The organism is Pseudomonas sp. p50(2008), assembly GCF_015351605.1.
Taxonomy (GTDB): domain Bacteria; phylum Pseudomonadota; class Gammaproteobacteria; order Pseudomonadales; family Pseudomonadaceae; genus Aquipseudomonas.
Genome location: NZ_JACMYF010000017.1, coordinates 1 through 18,087, shown reverse-complemented (window position 1 = coordinate 18,087; position 18,087 = coordinate 1). Strand labels below are relative to the sequence as shown.

The 18,087-nt window shown below is 55.3% G+C and carries 13 protein-coding genes; 9 read left to right on the top strand and 4 right to left on the bottom strand.

Features of this window, described 5'->3' with window-relative positions:
* Nucleotides 1-15: 15 nt before the first annotated feature.
* Nucleotides 16-1,620: an ATP-dependent nuclease gene (locus H7698_RS31765; protein WP_194693826.1), complete on the top strand. Its 1,605-nt coding sequence runs from the start codon at nucleotides 16-18 to the stop codon at nucleotides 1,618-1,620.
* The gene (locus H7698_RS30230; RefSeq protein WP_194693825.1) at nucleotides 1,613-2,680 is read left to right on the top strand and encodes a UvrD-helicase domain-containing protein; all 1,068 of its coding nucleotides are present in this window, start codon (nucleotides 1,613-1,615) and stop codon (nucleotides 2,678-2,680) included. Before H7698_RS31765 ends, H7698_RS30230 begins: the two co-directional genes overlap by 8 nt.
* Before the next feature lie 115 nt (nucleotides 2,681-2,795).
* Here the strand turns inward: H7698_RS30230 and H7698_RS30225 are convergent, their stop codons facing one another.
* Nucleotides 2,796-3,977, bottom strand: coding sequence for a hypothetical protein (locus H7698_RS30225; RefSeq protein ID WP_194693824.1), 1,182 nt, complete (start codon nucleotides 3,975-3,977; stop codon nucleotides 2,796-2,798).
* Nucleotides 3,978-5,915: 1,938 nt separating this feature from the next.
* Here H7698_RS30225 and H7698_RS30220 point away from each other — a divergent pair.
* The 5 genes from H7698_RS30220 (at nucleotide 5,916) to H7698_RS30200 (ending at nucleotide 12,490) form a co-directional block, all read left to right on the top strand.
* Entirely contained in the window at nucleotides 5,916-8,087 is a 2,172-nt protein-coding gene (locus H7698_RS30220) for an ATP-binding protein (protein ID WP_194693823.1), read from the top strand.
* A gap of 158 nt (nucleotides 8,088-8,245) precedes the next feature.
* Entirely contained in the window at nucleotides 8,246-8,494 is a 249-nt protein-coding gene (locus H7698_RS30215) for a hypothetical protein (RefSeq protein ID WP_194693822.1), read from the top strand.
* Between the two features lie 848 nt (nucleotides 8,495-9,342).
* On the top strand, nucleotides 9,343-10,683 hold the full coding sequence (gene potE, locus H7698_RS30210) for a putrescine-ornithine antiporter (RefSeq protein WP_194693821.1): 1,341 nt from the start codon (nucleotides 9,343-9,345) through the stop codon (nucleotides 10,681-10,683).
* Complete coding sequence (locus H7698_RS30205; RefSeq protein ID WP_162438020.1) at nucleotides 10,680-11,585, top strand: amino acid ABC transporter substrate-binding protein; 906 nt, start codon at nucleotides 10,680-10,682, stop codon at nucleotides 11,583-11,585. Before potE ends, H7698_RS30205 begins: the two co-directional genes overlap by 4 nt.
* Nucleotides 11,586-11,758: 173 nt before the next feature.
* Nucleotides 11,759-12,490, top strand: coding sequence for a hypothetical protein (locus tag H7698_RS30200; protein WP_194693820.1), 732 nt, complete (start codon nucleotides 11,759-11,761; stop codon nucleotides 12,488-12,490).
* A gap of 17 nt (nucleotides 12,491-12,507) precedes the next feature.
* Here H7698_RS30200 and H7698_RS30195 read toward each other — a convergent pair whose 3' ends face one another.
* The 3 genes from H7698_RS30195 to arcD all read right to left on the bottom strand — a co-directional run bounded on the left by H7698_RS30195 (nucleotide 12,508) and on the right by arcD (nucleotide 15,361).
* Nucleotides 12,508-13,467, bottom strand: a complete 960-nt coding sequence (locus H7698_RS30195; RefSeq protein WP_194693819.1) for an HlyD family secretion protein — start codon at nucleotides 13,465-13,467, stop codon at nucleotides 12,508-12,510.
* 3 nt (nucleotides 13,468-13,470) lie between these two features.
* Nucleotides 13,471-13,842: a DUF3302 domain-containing protein gene (locus tag H7698_RS30190; RefSeq protein ID WP_194693818.1), complete on the bottom strand. Its 372-nt coding sequence runs from the start codon at nucleotides 13,840-13,842 to the stop codon at nucleotides 13,471-13,473.
* A 91-nt stretch (nucleotides 13,843-13,933) separates the two neighbouring features.
* On the bottom strand, nucleotides 13,934-15,361 hold the full coding sequence (gene arcD / locus H7698_RS30185; protein WP_194693817.1) for an arginine-ornithine antiporter: 1,428 nt from the start codon (nucleotides 15,359-15,361) through the stop codon (nucleotides 13,934-13,936).
* A gap of 399 nt (nucleotides 15,362-15,760) precedes the next feature.
* On the opposite strand from arcD, the gene arcA reads away from it, so the two are divergent.
* A complete protein-coding gene (gene arcA, locus H7698_RS30180) occupies nucleotides 15,761-17,017 on the top strand; it encodes an arginine deiminase (protein WP_194693816.1) in 1,257 nt (418 codons plus the stop codon).
* 68 nt (nucleotides 17,018-17,085) lie between these two features.
* Nucleotides 17,086-18,087 (top strand): ornithine carbamoyltransferase (locus tag H7698_RS30175; RefSeq protein WP_194693815.1); only part of this gene is annotated, 1,002 nt, incomplete at its 3' end.

Genomic DNA, 18,087 nt, shown 5'->3' with positions numbered 1-18,087 from the left:
CCGAGGAAGTCGAACGTGATCACCAAAATCCGCATCCGTGGGTACCGCATCTACAAAGATTTCCTGCTGAAGCCCAACCCGGGTATGAACATCCTGGTCGGAGACAACGACGCCGGGAAGTCCACCTTAATGGAGGCCATCTCATTGGCGCTCAACGGGCGGATCGGTGGCAAGGGGATCCTGGAGGAGCTGAACCCTCACTGGTTTAACACCGAGGTGGTCGCCGAGTTTCTGACCCTAAGAAGAACTGGAATGAAGCCGGCGCTCCCGCAGATTCTCATCGAGCTCTATCTGCAAGACACGGATGAACTACAGGGGCTGCTGGGCGCAGTGAATGCCGACGTTCCAACGAACGCTTGTCCTGGTGTCTTTCTCTCCATATTCCCCAACGAGGAGTACAAGGACGAGCTGGATGAATGGCTGAAAAACCCATCTGCGCTACTTCCCGTCGAGTATTACACCTACGAATGGCGCTCCTTCGCCGATAGCGAACTCACACGTCGGCCGCGGGCGCTCTCCGTGGCCACCATCGATTCTCGCACGGTCAAATCCGCCGCCGGCGTTGATTACCATCTCCGCCAGATCCTTAGCGACCACTTGGAAACGTCCGAGAAGGCACAAATCTCGCTGGACTACCGCGGTATCAAAGCATCCATGACTGATGGTGCGCTGGCGCCGGTGAACAAGCGACTTTCCGGTCTGGGCGCTGCGCTGCAGTCAGAGCCTATGGCGCTAGCAATGGATCAGACGTCTCGTACGTCTTGGGAAAGCGTTGTTACTCCACATGTCGACGGACTCCCATTCGCGATGGCAGGTCAGGGTCAACAGGCTGCGATTAAAATCTCTCTCGCGATGAAGCGTCATTCCGCGAAGGCGAACATCGTTATGATCGAGGAGCCCGAAAACCATCTATCTCACACGAGCCTGACGACTCTACTCAATCGCATCGAAGATCTGGCCACGGAAGAGCAGCAGCTCTTCATTTCGACTCACAGCACATACGTGTTGAATAGGCTCGGCCTCGACGCATTGCTGCTTCTACACCGTAACAGCGCGTCCAAAATCACAGAACTTCATCCAGACACAGTGAGCTATTTCCAAAGGCTGCCTGGCTACGACACCCTCCGCCTAGTGTTAGCGAAAAAGGTCGTCTTGGTCGAAGGCCCATCCGATGAAATCATTTTCGAGCGCGTCTACAAGGATTGCTTCGGCGCACTTCCGATGGCCCACGGCATAGATGTCATCAGCATGCGCGGGCTGGCATTGGCGCGATGCCTTGAGCTTTGCGCTGCAATCAACAAGCCTGTAGCGGTGATGCGCGACAACGACGGCATTGACCCAGCGGAACTACGTAAACCAGTTGAAAAGTGGCTGCAGGATAAGCGCAGAGATCTGTTCATCGGTGCCGTGGCTGACGGAATTACACTCGAGCCTCAGATCATTACGGCGAATGGCGAGCCCCAGCTACGCAAGATGCTTGGCGTCAATGCGGGAGCGACCCTATTGATTTGGATGGCGCGAGAGAAAACAGAAGGGGCAATTCGACTGGCTGAGTCGGCTGAGGTGCTGAGCCCACCTGCGTATATGAAGGCTGCGGCGGAGTTCATCCACCATGCCTAACCTTCTGACCTTGGCCGTCGCTGGTGGTAGCAAAACTCAGGGACTGGTCGATCACTGCAATGTGCTACCTACCGACCGGCGTGTGCTCATTGTCACGTTCACCCAGACGAATCAGCAGGAACTGATCCATCGACTTGGCTCCCAGGTTGGCGATCGCCACAATCTTGATGTTCTGGGCTGGTACACATTCTTGCTTCGCCACTTTGCAAAACCGTTCCTGCCATTCAAATTTACGGGCGAGCGGGTAGGGGGCTTCAACTTCGAGGGTCGCCCCAGCATGTACGCGAAGGACAAGCAGAGATTCATGGATGGTAGCAACCAGATCTACGCATGTGAGCTTGGCCGCCTCGCACGTGAGCTGATGGCGGCGACCCCAGCATTGATACGCAGACTGGAATGTCTCTACGACGAGATTCTAATCGACGAAGTGCAAGATCTCAGTGGTTACGACTGGGAAATCATCCATGAGTTGCTTGAGTCACGGATCGACGTTCGCATGGTCGGTGACGTGCGCCAGGCGGTGCTCTCGACCAACCCCCGACGACAGAAAAACAAGCAGTACGGGTACGCAGGTGCGCTTGAATGGTTCCTTGTGCGCGAAAAGGGAGGGCTCTTGAGCATTAACTACGCGACCACGACTTACCGCTGCCGAACTGAGATCGCGACGTTCTCTGACTCCATTTTTGATGCGTCATGGGGCTTTCCAGGAACCACGTCAGAGAACCATGTGGTGTCTGAACATGATGGCGTGTACCTGGTGCACTCAAATCATGTCGACCAATACGTCGAGCGGTACCGACCTCAGTGCCTGCGCAGCACCATAGCTTCTGGTAAGGAGTTCGCTTTGGACTTCATGAATTTTAAGGTATCAAAAGGCGCCACGTTCGAGCGTGTGCTGATCATGCCAACGGCGCCGATCAAGGCTTTCATTCAGAAGCAGACCTTCCTTGAATCAACGCCGGCGGCCGCCTTTTATGTTGCTGCTACGCGGGCCAAGCAAAGCCTGGCGATCATCATCGACAAACCTGGTAGCTCCAAACTGCCAGAGTGGGTGCCATAGTTGAGAGGAGCAGGGCGCTCGCGAGGGGCAAACTGTAGTTCTCGGCAACGACCTATCAGTGCTAGTAGGCAGCTCTGGCAAGTCATATGAAGCGACAAGCAGAATTTGAGATCATCTAGGAATCTTGGTTTTTCTTACACGCGAGTTGCCGATTTGCGCGCGCCGAACGCCGTACCTGGCTGAACGTCAACTGGGCGAGTTTTGCCGCAGTTTCTGTTGCACCTAGTAGCGTCTCATCATTCCTTGCTGCATCGGCAATAGCGACCCGATGCCGCCGGATTAAGTCCTGGACACTGCAGGTAGCCATGCCTTTCGACCTCCGACCTTCTGTCAATGTACAGACATCAGGAAGCGGATCTCTGGTCGGCAGCCCTCGAGATTCAACATAGTCCTTCAAAATCAGAATGAATTCATGGCATAGCAGGCGCTCAGTTTCCAGAGGTGCCCCTGGGTTATCAATGAATACGCAGTGGCTGCTGCGAGACGCATCACCTGGCTTGGGCGGGCGCGGATAAATCAAAAACTGGCTTAGCAACCCCACGTGCGGGCCGTCCCGAGATAAGTCAGCCAGCGGAATAGTCGTGAATCTCGCCACACCTAACATGGATCGACAAAGCTCGTATTCAGGCTTGCTAAAGCGCCAGTTCTCAAGATGTGCGAATAGCCAATCTAGTTCGAGGGGCGAAAGATTTGCAGCGTCCAGTCCCTTATTTGGTGGGGTATCCGGAGGCTTAGCCATGACCGGTGCCGGTTGCCCCCGAACCCCTGCACGCCACAAATAATTGAGGAAATGGTAAGTAATTCCGTGCACCTTGCGCATCACTGTGCTGACGATTGGGGTCTCGGGGGCGCGTCGATAGCATGGGCGCCAAGCCGGATTAATTGGCTGTTTCGTTAAAACTGGCTGGCCACGGAACACGAAGCGACATCCGGCCGTAATCTGAGAGATCCAACTGTCGTCTGGCTTATTTATGAAGTGCAAAAATCGCGTGAGGCTCTCACTATCCCATTCCGTCATAGGTTGCCGGGCAACCAAGAAACTCCAGTTCAGCGCCATCTGCAGCACAGACGTGTAGTCCAGGTATCGACTAGCCCAGGGTGTTTGCTTCGTCTGCATTGATTCAAGTATGAAATCCGCAGCGTGACGGCACATTTCGAATGGGAGGCATGATGGATCAACTTCGGATAACCGTCGCAGTACATGGATGTTTGCCGGGAAATCCATGCCTTCGTTTAAACAACGCACGAACGCAGACATCGTCGGAAAAATCGGGAATGGGTTTGACATCCTGTTCATGGGATTAGCACGTTTGTTAGCTACAGGATCAGTGTAGTCCGGGAACCTGATGTGTCCGGCACGTAGGATACGTTTGTCGTCTGCTAGCGATCCGCCGATGGGAGGATGTGTGACAGGCCAAAAGAAGGAGTACGATTCATTGAATGGAGGTTCTGAGGTTTGAAGCTTCCGAGCAAAGAGCGTCCATTATAAGAAAATGATCCGAGGGGCAGGGAGTCGATCAAGCAGGGACAAGCCTTTGAATTTCCTGAGGTTCAAGCGTCCAGATTCAGAAAATTTCCGTCCAATCTTTAGGAAACGCTGACAGCTACTCAGAAACGATCCAGACACATCATTTAACATAATATACATTACACGTAATACTAGGTTACAAGATTAGCCCGGTTGCACGCAGATCTGGAAGCCCGCTTTTCACCTCCAGGACCGGATTTCGCATATAGGCGTTTTTAGCATGAAAAGCATTCACCGTGACATTTCTGGCTGGTGATCAGCAGACCTCTTTCACGCTCTTGGACTTGCTGACAGATCACACCTTTCTGGAAATCTTCCAGAAGCTAAAATTTCTGCCTGAGCTTTTTGCCGTCGCCCATAAACCTGCTGATGTTCCGCGTAGTTATCCCGGAAAAGCTTTTCCGAGTCTGGCAATGCGTGCCCCGTGTTCAGATTCACAGAGTCGTTTGGTTTGACGCAGCTATTGATGGTCAGCCTGTTGTTTACAAATCTACTCACGGCATACGCACGGCATGTACGTCGCTGTGTGAAATCTGCGGCATTCAGCATGGCACTCGTGCGCAGATTTCAAGTACTGCCATACGCAGGAAAGACAATGCTGGGTAATCTTCACGCAGGTGTGGAATGTTCAGGCGCGTACCTGCGATTAGCGGCTTGAGAGCTTTTCCTGCCAGCCAACACCTTGTAGGCCGGCTACAGTGTCTGGATGTCTGATCAGCAATCTGACTTACTCCTTACGCTACTTAACAAATCAAAAAAGCCAGTTTCTGAACCTCGGTGTTATCCCGGTCCGCCTGGCGTTCCAAGGGTCTAAAAGGCTCCGTATCGCTGCGTAATCATCAGGAATTGCGGACTGAAACTTCAGCGTTTATCATCTTTTTCATTTTTCTGTCAGCAACAACTGCAATCATCAGTTAGATCCACCCTGCCCCTATATATGAAGATCGTTAGCTAACTACACTAAACGGCTATTTAGTAGAGTTATGTTTGTTTGGAAATACCCGCCCTTCAAGGTATCTCGACTCTGATAATCCATCGGCGACTTTTTATTGATGGATCTTCCTACCCTCGCTCACCATCCAGTGCACGCCAATACCGTCGACATCCTCGGGTTACGCGTTTGCCGTTTGATCTACAAATCTAAATCAAGCCCCGAAAGGTTCGGGGCTTGATAATGTCAGCGCGCATTAGGGTTTGTGTCCTCCACCGCCACTCATCCCGCCGTCTTTGCGCCCCATATCGGATGAATCGTCATCAGCAACATTGCTATCGCGTCCACTGCTGGACGATTGATCTGGCTTGCGGGACTGTTGTCCGCCTGAAGCCTGGCCACCTTTCTGGCCTGGTTTGGACATGTCCTGTTTATCGTTGGCGAACTCCCCTCCCCGATTCGTCCCCTGTCCGCCTCCGGACATGCGATCACTATCACGGGATTGTTGGTGCCCGCCTGAAATAATGAAACTACAGCGCTCGCGACGAGTGGATTCACGCGGATGGTTCCATTGAGAACACGCGTATACGACTGACGGTTCATAGACGTCCATCGACGCAGCCTTACGCCGATCTCCATACCAAAGCCTCGATGTTTACTAGACTTGATAAGCGGCAACTAAAGCGTTGTTCTTTAGCGGAGGGCGTACCGATCATGGAAATTGAACCTGGGCTGCGCTCAGGCCTCGGATACTAAAACCCCTCATTGGTGAACCTATGACAATCGAGGACACGCTACTTCGCCAGCGCAAAGTGCTTGCCAAATTTGGCGAGCTTGCCTTGGCGTCAGATGACCTGGAACACATCCTCGATGAGGCCTGTCGATTAGTCGGCGACGCCCTCGAAACCAATCTCGCCAAATTTATGCTGCTCGAAGGAGACGGCATCACATTCTTCGTGAGGAATGGCGTGGGTTGGGCGCCCGATGTCGTTGGGAAAGTTCGAGTAAAAGCCTCTGAAGACAGTCCGGAGTTGTACTCCCTCAATACCCATGCGCCCGTCGTCTCGACAGATATTGCGACGGAAACCCGTTTCCGTTATCACGACTTTCAGAAGGACAACGGGGTAAAAGCCTTCGTCAATGTTTTAGTCCATGGCGCCAAGGGTGAACGCCCCTTCGGAATCTTCGAGGTTGATAGTCGCATTCCCCGTGAGTTTACAGACAGCGATATCGACTTCCTCCGGAGTTACAGCAACTTGCTGGGCGCTGTGTTGAAGCGTTCGAACACCCAGGAAACCATGCGATTTACGGAACAAAGATTGCGTGAAAGCGAGCGACATTACCGCATCGCAGCCGAGTTGAATCCGCTATGGCCCTGGTCTGCTGACAAGGACGGCAATCTTCTCTCTATTGACCCACGCTGGTATGAATACACCGGATTGTCACCTGCGCAAACATTGGAACGCGAATGGGCCAACGCCGCTTACCCAGCGGATCAGGTGTCAATCGCCGCACTGTGGACTCAGTCACTGGGCACGCTGCAGCCCTTCGATTTACAAATACGCTTGCGAAAACAGGCTGGCGATTACCGTTGGTTTAGAGTTCGGGCGCTATGCAGTTTCGATGCAGCCGGACAATGCGAGCAATGGTATGGCACCTTCGAGGACATCGGCGATCGGGTGCAGCTGGAAAGCGCACTGCGCGAATGGAATGACTTGCTCGAAGACCGTATCGCGCAACGTACTCAGCAACTTGAGGACGAACAGCATGAGCGCGCCGTGATGGAATCCAAGCTTCGGCAAAGTCAGAAAATGGAAGCTGTCGGGCAACTGACAGGCGGCATAGCCCATGACTTCAATAATCTGTTGGCGGGTGTCATGGGTAGTCTGGAGCTGATGCAGCGACGCATAGACGCTGGCCGTTTCTCCGACCTGGCTCGCTTTAACGCCTTGGCGATGACCTCTGCTTCTCGGGCGGCGGCGCTAACGCAACGTCTCTTGACGTTTTCTCGTCAGCAATCACTCGAGCCCGAACTGTTGGAACCTCGCCAAGTAGTGGCGGGCCTTGAAGACCTCATTCGTCGTACGGTCGGGCCCAGCATCATTGTCGAGTGCTCGTTCCGTGCAAACGATCGTATCCGGTGCGACCTCAACCAGCTGGAGAATGCCTTGCTCAATCTTGCGATCAACGCCAGAGACGCAATGCCGGAAGGAGGAGCGATTGGTCTGGAGGTCGATCGATGCGTCATGGATGAAGCGTCCTCCTCCGACAAAATGTTGCCTCCTGGGGCTTATGTGAGCATCTCCGTCACCGATACAGGTACTGGCATCAATCCTGACATCTTGTCGCGCATATTCGACCCGTTTTTTACGACCAAGAAGATTGGTGAAGGAACAGGATTAGGTCTTTCGATGATCTACGGATTTACCCAGCAATCAGGTGGCCAGGTAAAAGTTCACAGCAGTGTGGGTGTTGGAACAACGGTGACCCTGTATTTTCCAGTCGACAATTCGCCTCCTGATGACGCTCAGAAAGCCTCGGACAAATCTCATCACCCAGAACCATTCGGCAATAATGAAACTGTTTTGCTGGTGGACGACGAAGCGGTCGTTCGGCAGACAACATCGGAGCTTTTATCCGAAATCGGTTATCACGTCATTGAAGCAGTCGATAGCGTGTCAGCAATGAAGCAAGCGGAAAATATCGAGCATCTGGATTTACTCTTAACCGATATAGGCCTTCCTGGATCAATGAACGGAATCGGTTTATCGGCCGAACTCAGGGCCAGGTATCCGAAACTCAAAGTGCTTTTTATCACCGGCTTCGCGGGTGGCGCGAGATTGGTCACGGTCGATGCGACCACCGGGATTTTAACCAAGCCTTTTAGTCTGAATGACCTCAGATCGCGCGTGAGCGCTTTAATAAACTCGTCTCCCGATAGCCATTAGCGCACTCCCCTTACCGTTCTTGTCGCGGAGTCCTTTCGCCGGCGATGGTCGTGATGCCACACATCAAAAAAGTTGAACCGCTTTTCGACGCGCTCGCCTAATGATCAGCTTGTGGAAAATCCCATAGGCAATTTGCCAACAAAGGCATACTCCGAGAGGTGGTCAACGTGGCTAAAGACGATAAGAAAACCAAAGGTGAAGCTTCTAAAGCCAGCAAGGACATGAAAGACAAGAAGGCATCACCGGCAAAGAAATCAGCAGCAGCCTCGGCTCTTTCGAAGTCTTCTGAAAAGAAAGACAAGAAAAAAGATGCCGAACCGAAGAAGTCTGCAAAAAAAGCTGATAGCAAGCCAGAAAAGGCGAAGAAATCAGAGAAGGCAGACAAGCCAGCGAAGAAGAAAAAGTGACAACTGCTATCGGCTAGGGCTTTACGCCCTAGCTTTTTTTGGCTGGGTTTCCATCATGTGTCGTACGGCCTCTGATGTTTTGAGCGGCCACCCTCCTCTATCAAAACTGCCCGCTTCTACGACGATCCGACAATCGGTCTGACGCCCCCTCACTCCCATTTCAACTACAGCAACCGTCTTCAACAAGGGCGTCATCGCGTTGCGCATTTTTTAGTTTAATCAGCGATCTAGCGAGAAAGAACAGTCCGTTTCGTGACTGTCATGTCATCAAGCCGACGAACGCGTGTCACGGTTTCGGTTACTTTTAAGGCCGCTGAACGTGCGTCTGGGTGTGAGGGCGTCGTAATTCCGGGATCAGATTTTCTGATTTGATCTATACACAATATGTCAAATGTTCCGGTTTCAAACTCATCGTTGTGAACAGCCAGGCATCTACCCTGAAACGACCCGGCGTAATTGCCGATTGGGAGACCTTGTCAATGAGTGCTTTGAAAGTCGTTGCTCACGATACGGTTCTGATCACCTTCCCGGTTTCTCGCCAATTCTTTCGCGAGTACACCCCAAGATTTCTTCGACGACGACGCTGAACGACGAACAGTTCAGCCCGAGGAAAAACGACTGCCCTCTTCTGTTGCTGAACCCGCACAAGTACGACCCTGGCATCTTCGTCACCTGTCGGTGAAGTGTCACGAATTGAATGTCGAGCTCGGTGGGCGGGTTACTTGCCACTCCATGTTGAGAGCGTGACGAACCAAGTCTCAACCAACAAGTTTCAACCCTTCCCCTCGCGGCGCAGTAACCCGCAGGCCCCAGCGTCACCGGCTGTTCATCCGAGCAAGGAGTGTGCGATGGCTGATTCAAGCAAGAAAATGAGCCTGATGGGGCTCACGACGTTGGTCACGGTCAACATGATGGGGTCTGGCATTATCATGTTGCCCACCAACATGGCTCAACTGGGTGCCGTTTCACTGTTGTCGTGGGTCTTTACTGCAATTGGTTCGATGGCCATTGCGTATTGCTTCGCTCAGTGCGGCGTGTTCTGTCCGCGATCCGGCGGTTTGTCCGCGTACACCGAAGAAGCCCACTCCAAATCAGGCTTTTTCCTGTGTTCGTACCTGTATTTTCTGTCGCTGGCGATCGCCAATGTGGCGGTGGCCATTTCCGCGGTCGGTTATATGTCCGCTTTTTTTCCCTGGCTAAGCAGCGGTGCCATTCCCCTGTTCGTCGGCACGGTCGGGTTGATCTGGCTGACCATCGTCGCCAACTTCGGGGGACCCGGCATCACCGGCAAGATCGGGGCTTTCACGGTCTGGGGCGTGATCATACCGGTGGCCGGCTTGAGCATCATTGGCTGGTTTTGGTTCAAGCCCGATGTACTGGTGGCCGCCTGGAACCCCAATAGCCTGCCCATTTCCGAAGCCATCTCCAAAGCCATCCCGCTGACCCTCTGGGCCTTCCTGGGCATGGAGTCGGCCGCTCAGGCCACCGATGCGGTGGAGAATCCCAAGCGCAATGTGCCGTTGGCTTGTCTGTTCGGGACGCTCGGCGCAGCGGTGGTTTACGTCCTTTCGACCACTGTCATCCAGGGCATCATCCCTAACGCCGAGCTGGCCAATTCCTCGGCGCCGTTCGCGCTGGTCTACGCAAAAATTTTCAACCCGATGGTGGGCAACATCATCATGGCGCTGGCGGTGATGGCCTGTGTGGGTTCGCTGTTGGGCTGGCAATTTACGCTGGCGCAAACCGCCAAGATGACGGCCGACCAGAACCTGTTTCTCAAACTGTTCAGCAAGGTTAATTCCATGAACGCACCTGTCGTCGGCATGATTGCCTGCGGCGCGCTGCAGACCCTGATGGCCCTGTCGACCATCTCCCCCGATGCCGCTGCGCAGTTCAGCAAACTGGTCAGTCTGGCGGCAGTAACCAACTTGATTCCGTACATAACAGCGCTCACCGGCCTGCTGGTGATCATGCACAAAGCCAACGTCGGGTCTGCGGTGTACACGCGCAACCTGGTGGTGTTGCTGATTGCGGTGGCCTACTCGTTGTATGCCTTGTACGCCTGCGGCAAGGATGCGGTGATGGGCGGCACGCTGGTCCTGGCCTTCGGCTACTTGCTCTATGGCTTCCTCGCCAAGCGATTTGTCAACGAACCGGTAGCTGATCTGAATAGGGGGAACAGCCTATGAACCTGTTATCGACCAAACCGTTGAGCATGCTGCTCGCTTGCGTGCTCTCGATGCTGCCGGTGATAGCCGGTGCCGATACCCTGGAGCGTGTGCGCGCCAGCAACACCCTGACGTTGGGCTACCTACCGGACTTCGCTCCGTTCAGCACCCGCGTCGGTGACAAGGCCAATGGTTACGCCATGGATCTGTGCCTGAAAATCGCTGACCAGGTCAAGACCGAACTGGGACTGCCGTCGTTGCAGGTGCGCCTCGAGGCGATAAAGATTGCCGAAGAGGTGAGCGCCGTCAGCTCCGGCAGAATCGACATCCTCTGTACGCCGACGGCCGCTACGCTGGAGCGACGCAAATCAGTGAGCTACTCGATACCGGTCTACACGGCGGGACTCTCTGCCGTGGTCCACAAACACTCACCCGAAGCCTTGATCAAGGTACTCAACGGCGAGGTGGCGAATGACGGCCCAACCTGGCGAGCGACAATCAACAACGGCCTGGCCAGGCAAACCTACGCCACCGCCGAAGGTGGCGTCACGGAGCAGTGGGTACGCCAGCAGATGCGTTTACTCGGCGTGATCGCCACCCTGGTCACGGTGAAGAATAACGACGACGGGATCAAGCTGGTCGCCGACGGTAAAGCCGATGCGTTCTTCGCCGATCGCATACTGCTGAAAAGCCGTATCGCGAGGGACTACCCCAACGGCGAGCTGGTGGTGCTGGGCCGTATCTACGAGTACGCGCCGGCATCGATGATGGTCGAGCGCGGCGATGAAGACTTCCGCCTGCTGGTCGATACGGTACTGAGTGAAATGTATCGCTCGGGCGAGATCGAACAGGCTTACGACAAGTACCTGGGAGGCATCAGCGATTCGGCGAAAAAACTCTTCAGCGCCTACGCCTTGCCTTAGCGGCTGCACCCGGCGGGCCGCCTCCGGGTGTAATGCTTCACTTAAGAAGAGCTTCCAGCGAGCACAATCTCCTCGCCACTCGCCTGTTCCATATTGAGGAACTGGCGCTGCTCACCCAACTCCCGACCCAACTGCACAGCGATCCATTGAAGGACCGCCCAGGAGATCGATACGTGCAAGCACTCTTCACGTTTCTCAATGCCAACCCTTACATGCTGTTATTCGGGGTGGTCAGCCTGGCGGTGCTGATCGGGCGCATCACAATCAAGGGCTATGGATTAGGCATGGTTGCCGGCGCCATCCTGGTCGGATGCGCGGTGGCCATTGCAGGTTCCCTGTATGGCGTCACCTTCAAGATCGACACGTTCACCATGAACCTTTTCTACTACCTGTTCATGTACGGCCTGTTGATCGGCCTTATCCAGTTCCCGGCCTTTGGCGCTGCCGTAGGCCTGGGTAACGCCGGCGGCCTGATGGTGTCAGGGATCATCGTTTCATCGCTGTCCTCACGCTTGCGTTTTTTCGGCAACACGCCCAACGCGGCACGGAACATCCTCGAAGACATGGGCCTGCTGGTGTTCGTCGCCATCGTCGGGGTCAATGCCGGCGCAACCCTGTTGAGCCAGCTCACGGGCACCCTCGCCGTACAGATCTTCGCCGTGGGTTTCGTCGTCTGCCTGCTGCCACCCTTTGCGGTGTGGGTCGTCGGTTATCACCTGATGAAGATCAATCCGGCCGTCCTGATGGGCGGCATGGCGGGTGCTCGCAGCCACTCCGGCCCTTGCAGCGAGGCGGCTGCAGAGATTGGCAGCAGTGTGCCGTGGGTGGGGTTCCCGGTGGCGTTCGCCGTGTCGGGCATCCTGCTCACCGTCTTCGGTTACTTCGCCATGCTCCTTGCCGCCTGAAAGATCACGCACGGACATCAATGAAACGGGAAGATGTAGTTCATCCAGGCCGACATGCGCAGCAGGATCTTGCGCATCATTGCGATGTGGTGGAAGTGTTGGCTATAGAGTGCCGCCTGCCCATAGGCGCCACCCGGCATCAGGCTGCGGTAAGGGGTAAATTCGGGATCTGTTATTTCGATGATGACCGGCACCCGGCCCGGGGGTGGCGAGCCGGTAAAGCTGATCAGCGTGCCCGAAGGCTGCACCTGCCCCTCCGCAATGACGGAGATGACGCTCTTGACCCGGCCCTGGAACACCTTGCCGGGAATGCCGTCGAAGGCAACTTCGGCTTCATCGCCGGGTGACAGTCGCAGCAAGCTGTTTTGCCGCATCCACGCCGCGAAGTACTGCCCCTCCTCCGGAATGAATACCATCGAGGGGCGCAAGGGCAGCCTGCTTGCCATCATGCCGGGACGCAGGGAAACATGCGTCACGAAGCCTTTGCTCGGCGCGCGAACGGTGGTGTTGTCGAGTTCGAACTGCGCATTGTCCAATTGCGCCTGCAAATCATCGGTTCTGGCGATGGCCGTATCGAGCTCGCGCTGGGTACCGAAATTGCGCTTCATCAGCTCAGTGATTCGAAAACGATCGCCTTTCGCCGCGACCAGTTGAGCCTTGACGGATTTCAACCGGGCCTCAAAGGGTGTGGGATCTATGCGAAACAGCACATCACCCTTCTCCAGTGGCTGGTTGGTCTGAACCGGAACATCGATCACCTGGCCACTGATCACGGGAATCACTGGCACAGAGACAAAATAAGAGCGCGCAACTTCAGAGTACGGATGGTTGTAGTTCATCGTGAAGATCAACGCGCCGATCATAATGATCCCGCCCAGTACGGCCGTGGGAACCGTCCATTTGTTCAGCGGTATGCGGAAAATCTTGAACAGCGCGACGCAAAAGGCGGCGTAGGTCAGGATGAGCAGTAGATCCATGGTTCAAATCCCCCCGCCAAGATTGTCCGGCGTGGGAATGACCCGCGACCTTCCTGCTGCCGACTCCAGTTGCTCAACGCGTTGTTGCAGTTCGGCGACCTGTTGCTCCAGATGCACGACGTGGCTTTGTGGTGACTTCCCGTCACCGAAACCCCAGCCCCGATCCTCGCGATACGCCATCGCCCAGATCCACAGAAATGGCCACAGCGCGTGCAAGGTAAACAGACTGACCCAGCCCGTAGCATGGATCGCGTCCTGATGAGGATGATTACGGTGTTTAGCAATATCGTAAGGGATGTCATGCAGCACGATGATCCCGTAGAACAACACAAGCCCCACGAATATCAAAATGCCGAGAGCAAAGTAATCGAGCATGGTTGCCTCCCTTGCGATGTGTCAGTCGACAGAGTGTAGACCAGGCTTGCAGACAACAACGCCGCACCAAAAATGGCGTGTAAGCGCCCCGTCACAGCGTCAGTAGACGACTGTACAGACCATAGGCCGCCACCCCGGCACCGATGATCACGAGGGTAAATACTGCCTTCTCGATCGGGGTGAACAACGGCTGTTTTTGCTCATGTCTGGCCAAGGCAAACAGAATCACCCCCGGTGCATAAAGCAACGCCGAGAGCAGCAAATACTTCAACCCGCCGGCGTACAGCAACCACACCGCATACCCCAGGGCGATGCCAGCGATCAGCAAGTCCTTGATTCGTTCTGCCGGTGCGTTTTCGTAGGTTTCACCTCGGCTGCTCAACAACACGGCATAAGCCGCCGACCACAGGTACGGCACTAGAATCATTGATGAAGCCAGGTAGATCAGCTTGGTATAGGTGCCGGCGGAAATCAGCGTGATCAGCAGGAATAGTTGAATCATCACGTTGGTCATCCACAACGCGTTGACCGGCACGTGGTTGGCATTTTCCTTGGTCAGGAACGCCGGCATGGTCTTGTCTTTCGCCGTGGAAAAGAGGATTTCGGCACACAGCAATGCCCACGACAACAAGGCGCCCAACAGTGAAATCACCAGGCCAACGCTGATCAGCACCGCCCCCCACGGACCAACAATATGTTCCAGGACCGCAGCCAGCGACGGGTTCTGCAAGGTGGCCAGTTCCGGCTGGGCCATGATCCCGAGCGACAGCAGGTTGACCAGCACCAGCAACGCCAACACCCCGAGAAAACCAATGACTGTCGCCCGGCCCACGTCCTCCCGTTTTTCCGCCCGAGCCGAATAGACGCTGGCGCCTTCGATGCCGATAAACACGAACACCGTGACCAGCATCATGTGGCGCACCTGATCCATCACGCTGCCAAAACTCGGGTTGCTCCGCCCCCAGATGTCACGGGTAAAGATATCGGCCTTGAAAGCTACGGCGGCAATCACGACGAACATGATCAGCGGCACAATCTTGGCCACGGTGGTCACCAGGTTGATGAACGCCGCCTCTTTGATCCCGCGGATCACCAGAAAATGCACGGTCCACAACAGCACCGATGCGCTGGCGATGGCCGTGGGTGTGTTGCCCTGGCCAAAGACGGGAAATAGAAAACCCAGGGTGCTGAACAGCAGAATGAAATAGCCGACATTGCCCAGCCAGGCACTCATCCAGTAACCCCAGGCGGACGAGAAACCCATGTAGTCGCCGAACCCTGCCTTGGCGTAGGCATACACTCCGGCATTCAGTTCCGGTTTGCGATTGGCCAGGGTCTGGAAAACGAAAGCCAGCGTCAGCATGCCCACCGCCGTGATCGCCCAGCCGATGATCACAGCCCCCACTTCAGCGCGCTCTGCCATGTTCTGTGGCAAGGAAAAGATCCCACCGCCGATCATCGACCCCACTACCAAGGCAATCAATGCACTAAGTCGCAGTTTTTGCACCGGTTGTGGCATTGCTGTTCCTCCCTGCCCAGCGCAACTACCGAGCGTGACCATTACGCGACTTAATTAAGTTAATGCATAAAGGCAAAACCTGCTTGTCCGATCAACGTAATTACTTTTCTTTTATAACCATCCACTCTAGTGCGACAACTCAGAAATAGCGTTTATGCCTGTAATACGCCGTCGAGCGGCATGTTGAAAGTACTGGTGACTTACAAAGCACAAAAAACAAACCAGCGACTAAGCTTCCTCGGCTACGCTTGAATTTTGCTTTAACCCATGGGTGAGTACGGCACTTCACTGCAATGACGTTTTGCCAACCGGCAACATAAAAGTATTTAGAACAGCAATGAAATCTGGCTGAGCATTGACCACGACAGGTGTTTTTTTGTTATCCGGAGGATCACGGAAATGACCGCGGAAAAAACGAAATACGGCGTCCATTCTGAAGCGGGAAAACTGAGAAAAGTTATGGTGTGTTCCCCTGGCCTTGCGCACCAGCGGTTGACCCCTAACAACTGCGACGAATTGCTGTTCGATGATGTGCTGTGGGTGGCGCAGGCCAAGCGTGATCACTTTGATTTCGTCACCAAAATGCGCGAACGCAATATCGATGTGCTGGAAATGCACAACCTGCTGACCGACACCGTTGCCATCCCCGAAGCCCTCGACTGGATTCTGCAGCGCAAGATCACCGCCAACTCGGTGGGCGTGGGTCTGATCAATGAAGTGGGCTCCTGGTTGCGCAGCCTGGAGCCGCGCAAGACCGCCGAGTTCCTGATCGGCGGTGTGTCGGCGGATGACCTGCCGACCACGTTCGGCGGCAAAACCATCGAGATGTTCCGCGAGTTCCTCGGCCGCTCCAGCTTCATACTGCCGCCCCTGCCCAACACTCAGTTCACCCGCGATACCACCTGCTGGATCTACGGTGGCGTGACATTGAACCCGATGTACTGGCCGGCACGCCGCCAGGAAACCCTGTTGACCACCGCCATCTACAAATTCCACCCCGAATTCACCAACGCCGATTTCCAGATCTGGTACGGCGATCCGGACCAGGAGCACGGCAACTCCACCCTCGAGGGCGGTGATGTGATGCCGATCGGTAACGGCGTCGTGCTGATTGGCATGGGCGAACGCACGTCCCGTCAGGCCATCGGCCAACTGGCGGTGAACCTGTTCAAGCACAAAGCCGTTGAAAAAGTGATCGTCGCTGGCTTGCCAAAGTCCCGCGCCGCGATGCACCTGGATACCGTATTCAGTTTCTGCGACCGCGATGTAGTGACCATCTTCCCCGAAGTGGTGAACCAGATTGTCGCCTTTACCCTGCGCCCCGACGAGAGTAAATCCGGCGGCATCGATATTCATCTGGAAGAAGCCAGCTTTCTCGACACCGTCGCCGCCGCGCTGAATCTCAAGTCCCTGCGCGTGGTTGAAACCGGCGGCAACAGCTTTGCCGCCGAACGCGAGCAATGGGACGACGGCAATAACGTGGTTGCCGTGGAGCCGGGCGTGGTCATTGGCTACGACCGCAATACCTACACCAACACCCTGCTGCGCAAGGCCGGTGTGGAAGTCATCACCATCAGCGCCGGAGAACTCGGACGCGGACGTGGCGGCGGCCATTGCATGACCTGCCCGATCATCCGCGACCCGATCGACTACTAACCTGATAAACCTTGGTGCGAGCTTGTCGGGCGTCGCCAAGGGGATTACCCAACTCGAGGAGATCCAAAATGGCTTTCAACATTCACAACCGCAACCTGCTGAGCCTGGAACACCACACGCCCAGAGAATTGCGCTACCTGCTCGACCTGTCCCGCGACCTCAAGCGTGCCAAGTACACCGGGACCGAGCAGCAGCACCTTAAAGGCAACAACATCGCGCTGATCTTCGAAAAGACCTCGACCCGCACCCGTTGCGCCTTCGAAGTTGCCGCCTATGACCAGGGCGCCAACGTCACCTACATCGATCCGAACTCCTCGCAAATCGGCCACAAGGAAAGCATGAAGGACACCGCCCGGGTGCTCGGACGCATGTACGACGCTATCGAGTACCGTGGTTTCAAACAGGAGATTGTCGAGGAACTGGCCAAGTTTGCCGGCGTGCCCGTGTTCAACGGCCTGACTGATGAATACCACCCGACGCAGATGATCGCCGATGTGCTGACCATGCGCGAACACGCTGACAAACCGATCCACGAGATCAGCTACGCCTACCTGGGCGATGCCCGCAACAACATGGGTAACTCGTTGCTGCTGATCGGCGCCAAACTGGGCATGGACGTGCGGATCTGCGCGCCGAAAGCGCTGTGGCCGGCGGACGATCTGGTGGCTCGCTGCAAACAATACGGTGAAGAAAGCGGTGCGCGTATCACCCTCACCGAAGACCCGAAAGCGGCAGTCAAGGACGTCGATTTCATCCACACCGACGTTTGGGTGTCGATGGGCGAACCGGTCGAAGCCTGGGCCGAGCGCATCCAGCAATTGCTGCCGTATCAAGTCAACGCCGAACTCATGAAAGCCACCGGCAACCCGCGCACGAAATTCATGCACTGCCTGCCGGCCTTCCACAACTGCGACACCAAGGTTGGCAAACAGATTGCCGAGCAGTATCCGCACCTGAGCAACGGCATCGAAGTCACCGACGACGTGTTCGAGTCCCCGGCCTGCATCGCCTTCGAGCAAGCGGAGAATCGCATGCACACGATCAAGGCGATTCTGGTGTCGACGTTGGCG